Source organism: Pseudoalteromonas luteoviolacea (assembly GCF_021654285.1).
GTDB lineage: Bacteria > Pseudomonadota > Gammaproteobacteria > Enterobacterales > Alteromonadaceae > Pseudoalteromonas > Pseudoalteromonas luteoviolacea_J.
In genome coordinates this window covers 1-5,649 of sequence record NZ_JAKFZS010000069.1, presented here as the reverse complement: position 1 = coordinate 5,649, position 5,649 = coordinate 1, and the positions used below count along the sequence as shown (strand labels likewise).

The 5,649-nt window shown below is 40.3% G+C and carries 2 protein-coding genes; one reads left to right on the top strand and one right to left on the bottom strand.

Annotation, left to right across the window (positions count from 1 at the left end; translation table 11 throughout):
• The first annotated feature begins 500 nt into the window (after nt 1-500).
• Nucleotides 501-3,665 (top strand): DUF3427 domain-containing protein, encoded by a 3,165-nt coding sequence (locus tag L1077_RS26975; RefSeq protein WP_237139853.1) that lies wholly within the window; start codon nt 501-503, stop codon nt 3,663-3,665.
• Between the two features lie 11 nt (nt 3,666-3,676).
• Here L1077_RS26975 and L1077_RS26970 read toward each other — a convergent pair.
• The coding region (locus tag L1077_RS26970) for a hypothetical protein (RefSeq protein ID WP_237139852.1) at nt 3,677-5,649 on the bottom strand (1,973 nt) is incomplete at its 5' end.

The following is a 5,649-nucleotide window of genomic DNA, read 5'->3' as shown; positions in this document are numbered from 1 at the left end:
TCCCGTCACCCTGAACTCGCTTCAGGGCCCATAACCCCCTCAAACATAGATTGCGGGGCAAGCCCGCAACGACGAGGGTAAGTAAAGCGCCGACTCTCTAAACACAACTAAACATGCGGCAACTCACTAAAACCAACAACACTAACCCAACCCCCGTCACCCTGAACTCGCTTCAGGGCCCATAACCCTCTCAAATATGGATTGCGGGGCAAGCCCGCAACGACGAGAGTACGATAGTGCAACCTATAAAAACCCACAACACTATCCCCAACTCCGTCACCCTGAACTCGCTTCAGGGTCCATAACCCTCTCAAACATAGATTGCGTGGCAAGCCCACAACGACGAGAGAAAGCAAGTACAGCGCATTAGCTTCATCTATGCAACAAGCGAAAAAAGCACTCAGAGCAACCTCACAAACACTCTCCTGGTCCAACACATAAAAAAACGATAAGATAATAGCGCTATCAATTAGTTAGAATAAAAACAACAGGATTTGGCCGTGCAGCAAATTGGCATTTATGAGCAGCTTATTACCCAAGTGGTAGAGCAAAACTTAAACCGCGAACAGTTTTATATTGGTGAACGTCAGCTTGAATCAAGCGAAGCCTCTGTTTGGCTATCACGCTTTCTCTCAAAACTGGTCGCCCATGCGATTGATGCCATCCCAAATAGTGATGACAACCGCATCACCAAGCAAATTGAGCTGGCTAACAAACTGGTGTTTTGGTTAAAAGATCACATCAGAGACGATCAATTGATCAGCGAAAACCTCATTGATTCGCAAGGTCGTATCCTCACCGCCCTGTTTGATAAGCAAAACCCTATTTCTAGCGACCTACCGAGTTATAGCAAAGACATCTTTCCACAAACTGGACTGAGCCAAAGCGAGTTATTTTCTGGTGCAAACGCAGGTATTTCTCTTGAGAGCGAAATCAAAAAAGAAATCTTATCCAGCGACACCATTTACTGGTTAGTGTCATTTATACGCTGGACAGGCCTACGTATTTTTAAAGAAGAACTAAAGCGATATGTCGAAAGCGGCAAACAGTTAAAAGTAATCACCACTTCTTACATGGGCGCCACTGAACAGCGAGCCATCGACTTTTTAGCCAGCTTGCCAAACACACAGGTAAAAATCAGCTACAACAATGATAGCCAACGCCTACATGCTAAATCCTATCTGTTTTTGCGAGATAACGGTTTTCACACCGGCTATATTGGCTCGTCAAACTTATCAAAAGCCGCCTTGTCTAGCGGCTTAGAGTGGAACTTAAAGGTAACCAATCAAGAGATCCCTCATATTATTCAAAAAGCACTGAACACGTTTGAAACCTATTGGGAGTCTGATGAATTTGAACGCTACACAGGTAAAGCGCCTTGCCAAAACAAATTAACGCAAGCGCTTAATGTCGCAAAAAATCTAAAAACTGATACCTCACACTTTTATTTAGATATTCAGCCAAAACCGCATCAAAAAGCCATGCTTGAAAAGCTCAGTGCTGAACGAAGCGTACACGGTCGATATAAAAACCTAGTAGTTGCAGCCACAGGCACAGGTAAAACCTTGATCTCCGCATTCGACTTTGCGCGATTTTTAAAGCAAAACCCACAAACCAAATTACTCTTTGTTGCCCATCGAGAAGAGATACTAAAACAAGCGCGCTCAGCATATCGTGCTGTGCTCAAAAATAACCAATTTGGTGAACTTTGGGTCGGACAACACAAACCAAGCAGCTATAACCACCTGTTTGCGTCAATCCAAACGCTCTATAATCAATTAGAGTCGCTTAACCTCACCGCCGACTTTTATGATTACATTGTCATTGATGAAGTACATCATATCGCAGCAAACAGCTACCGAGGAGTGATCAATCATTTTGCACCCAGCATCTTACTCGGTTTAACTGCAACGCCCGAAAGGCAAGACGGCGGCAACATTCTAAGTGATTTTGATGATGTCATCGCCGCAGAGCTACGATTACCTGAAGCCATAAACAATCGCTATTTGATCCCATTTCAATACTTTGCCATTGATGATGACACGGATCTCAGCCGTGTTTCTTGGCAACGTGGCCGTTACGATGTTGGCGCGCTTACACACGTATTTACGCAAAACGATCATCGCGCCTTAAAAATCATGCAAAGCCTAGCGGATATCGTCGCGAATGTGCACGCCATCAAGGCACTGGCATTTTGTGTTAGTAAGCAGCATGCCATATTTATGGCCGAGCAATTTAACTTAAAAGGCATTAGCAGTGATGTACTAACCAGTGACAATGCCAATGAAAGGCACGATAAGCAGCAAGCCCTCAGGCAAGGCGATGTTCAAATATTGTGTGTGGTGGATATTTTTAACGAAGGTGTGGATATTCCTGAAGTCGACACCCTACTATTTTTACGTCCAACAGAAAGCTTAACTTTGTTTTTGCAACAGCTGGGTCGTGGCCTTCGTCTAACCCAAGACAAAGAATGCTGCACCGTTTTGGACTTTGTGGGTAATGCGCGGCCTGAATATGACTTTGCCAGCAAGTTTAGAGCGCTGATCGGTAAAACCAATACGTCAATCAGCCAAGAGATTGAAAGTGGGTTTGCGCATCTGCCTTTAGGTTGTCGCATTGAGTTACAAAAACAAAGTAAAGACATCATTCTTAAAAATATTAAAGGAGCCATAAACAACAAGCGTCGACTACAAGCACTGCTTAACCGTTATAATCAAGACACCAACTTACCGCTCACACTTGCTAACTTCTTACAAGTTAACCCAAGTGTGACTTTAGAAGATGTATATAAGCTCTCTCAAGGTAAATCAGGTGGATGGCATTGGTTAACTAATCAAAACGCCTCAATAAACGAACTTGAACAAGCTCAAATACAAGCCTATTATCGCGCTATCAATACCCAGTTAATTACATGCAACTCACTCAGTTACTTGCAGTTTTTGCAGTCTTTGTGTAACCATGACTTTGATTTTACTGAGCTTAAAAACATTCCGAATAACGCTGTATTTGCTTTAATGACACACTACAACTTTTGGGAAAAATCAGGTAAGCAAACCAGACACCAAGACATTACCACCAGCTTAAAAGCACTTGCCAATAAGCAGCTACAAGCTGAGCTCAGCGACGTGCTCAACATTTTAATAAACCGTATTCACCACCAAGAGCAATCACTGTCGGGCTTACCAAATACAGCCTTACAGTTACATAGCCGATATTCTCGTGAGCAGATACTTGCCGCGATTGGCGCAAGCACCTTTGAGAAAAAATCACCTGCGCGTGAAGGCGTGCTAGAGCTCAAAAGCTACAATATCGAGCTGTTATTTGTGACCCTCACTAAATGCGAGAAAACCTATTCCCCAACCACACTATACAAAGACTTTGCCATCAGCCCCACTCGCTTTCATTGGCAGTCACAAAACAGCGCAAGGCCGGAGCGAGGTAAAGGCTTGAGCTATATTACTCACCAAAAAACTGGCAAACGCATCTACTTATTTGTACGAGAGCAAAACAAAGATGAAAACGGTCGCACCATGGGCTTTGTGAATTTTGGCGAGGTGCAATATGTAGCGCATACAGGCAGTCAGCCAATGGATATTACGTGGGACTTGTTTCACCCCATGCCAAGTGAGTTATGGCATGAGGCTGGGAAGTTGGCTGTTGGGTGAGTTAGCGTTTCTTATAGTTGCGAATTGAAGGTAGAGATCAGCTTTCTAGGGAACCTTTTAAGTGTAAACTTGTGCAACCCATTAGTAGATTCGTCATAATTATCATCACTTTCATCAAAAGAAGCTGCGACAATACTCTGCAAAGTAGAACTGCTTTCTAATTTCAGTAATAGATTGTTTAACCCCTTAGTACTCATTGAATGCTGAGCTGGTTCGTCAAACAAAATGAACCCTGGATGATTTCCGTTAAATTTTTTAGAAGTGAAGTAAGTAGATAATATATATGACCAAATTAGCCTAACAAAATCGCTTGCTGAAGAGTCTGCTTTTATATCAGTAGTCTCAGAAGGTGTTCTTACTGTCTCCCTTAACTCTTTATCTTCAAGATAAGGTAATAACGTAGTGTATTTAATTTGTACTTCTTCAACATTTGCACTTCTATATCCAAAGCTTTTCGCTAAAAGTCTAAACTGACTAGAGAAGTAATCAAGTTTACGTGAATCTTCAAAACTAAGTTGAGTCTGATTTAACCGATTAAGGCTTGCATTAACAACTTTATAATCAGCACTGATTTTTTCTAGTGATTTCACTTCTCTACGGATTAAGCTTTCTATCTCATCTAGATCTTTTAGTCTATCTTCCAAATTTATTTTTATACGTACTTCAGACTCCAAAACTTTACTACTAGATTTTACATCCTGTCTCATTGAAATCAATAATCGGCGTTTAGACAGCAGCTCTTTTTTTACAGAGTTGAGTTGGCCTTCATCTATTTCTATTTCCTTTTGCAACCCTAGAATAAGAGATTTAATCATCTTATACTGGTTATTTAAATGTGTAATATTTTCCTCTAGTGACATCGGCATTGAGATACTATCTGGAGAACTTAATATATCGTCTACAGGCTGCATGCAAGTAGAGCACAGCCCCTGTGCAAACTTAATATCAGCTTCTTGTGCACCAAAGTCCACGAGTTTTTTCGTCATTTTATTGGTTTTTAAGTCCTTTTCAATTTCAACTAAATTCTTACTGTATTGCTCAAGCTGGCTTTTGCTTATTTTAAGCTTCTTAATACCTGAACTTTGTAAAACTAACAAGTCATCAACTTCCATTTCAAGTTTTCCAACTTCATTAATTATATCTTCTGATTTATTTTCATTGCTTTTGTGTTTTATTTTTTGATTATAATTATCTAGTTTATTTATTATTCCCACTCGAACTTCCGATAGTATCTTTAGCTCATTGTTTTCCTTTTGTTCAACCAAAACTAAACCAGGCTTGAAATCTATAACAGGGTTTCTAGGAACCCCCCTAATTGATAGAGCTTTGCTTTCTATAGCCAATCTAATCTTAGTAGTTGATTCCTGCCACTTGTATATGTATTCATTCCTAAGCTCATGCAACCTATTAATTTCTTTCACATTTCTAAAAACATCTAAATCGAGTAAAAAGCTCATGACTTTCTCTCGCATACCACTAACACCATAATATGGAATATTAGCAATATAATCTGTCCACCCCCTTTTTTGTTCAATCATCAACCCTGCAAAAACAGATTGCAAATATAGTTTTGTCTCTTTGCCTTTACTATCTGTAATCTCAGGCATATTGAAATCAATAAACTTTTCAAAAAATGCATAAAAACCTGTGTTTGGATCCTGAGCAGCGCCTTTATCATGTAAAAAGGTTGGCTGAGAACGATAGCTTTGTGACATATCATCAAGGAACGCTCCATGGATAACTTGCACTAACTTGCTATTAGCCCTTTCTTCTTTTATCCCTCTTCTCAATGTTATCGTTTCATTTTTTGAATTTGTAACTTGAAGATAAACGGCTGATGAAACAACTTTTTTTTCTAGGCCTTCAAATTCAAACTTATCTTTCAAAGCATATGGTAATGAGGCTGGTCCTTTTGGTCCTATTAATTCCTCCATTCCGATACCATATATCATTGAATTTACAAAAGTGCTTTTACCAGAAGAGT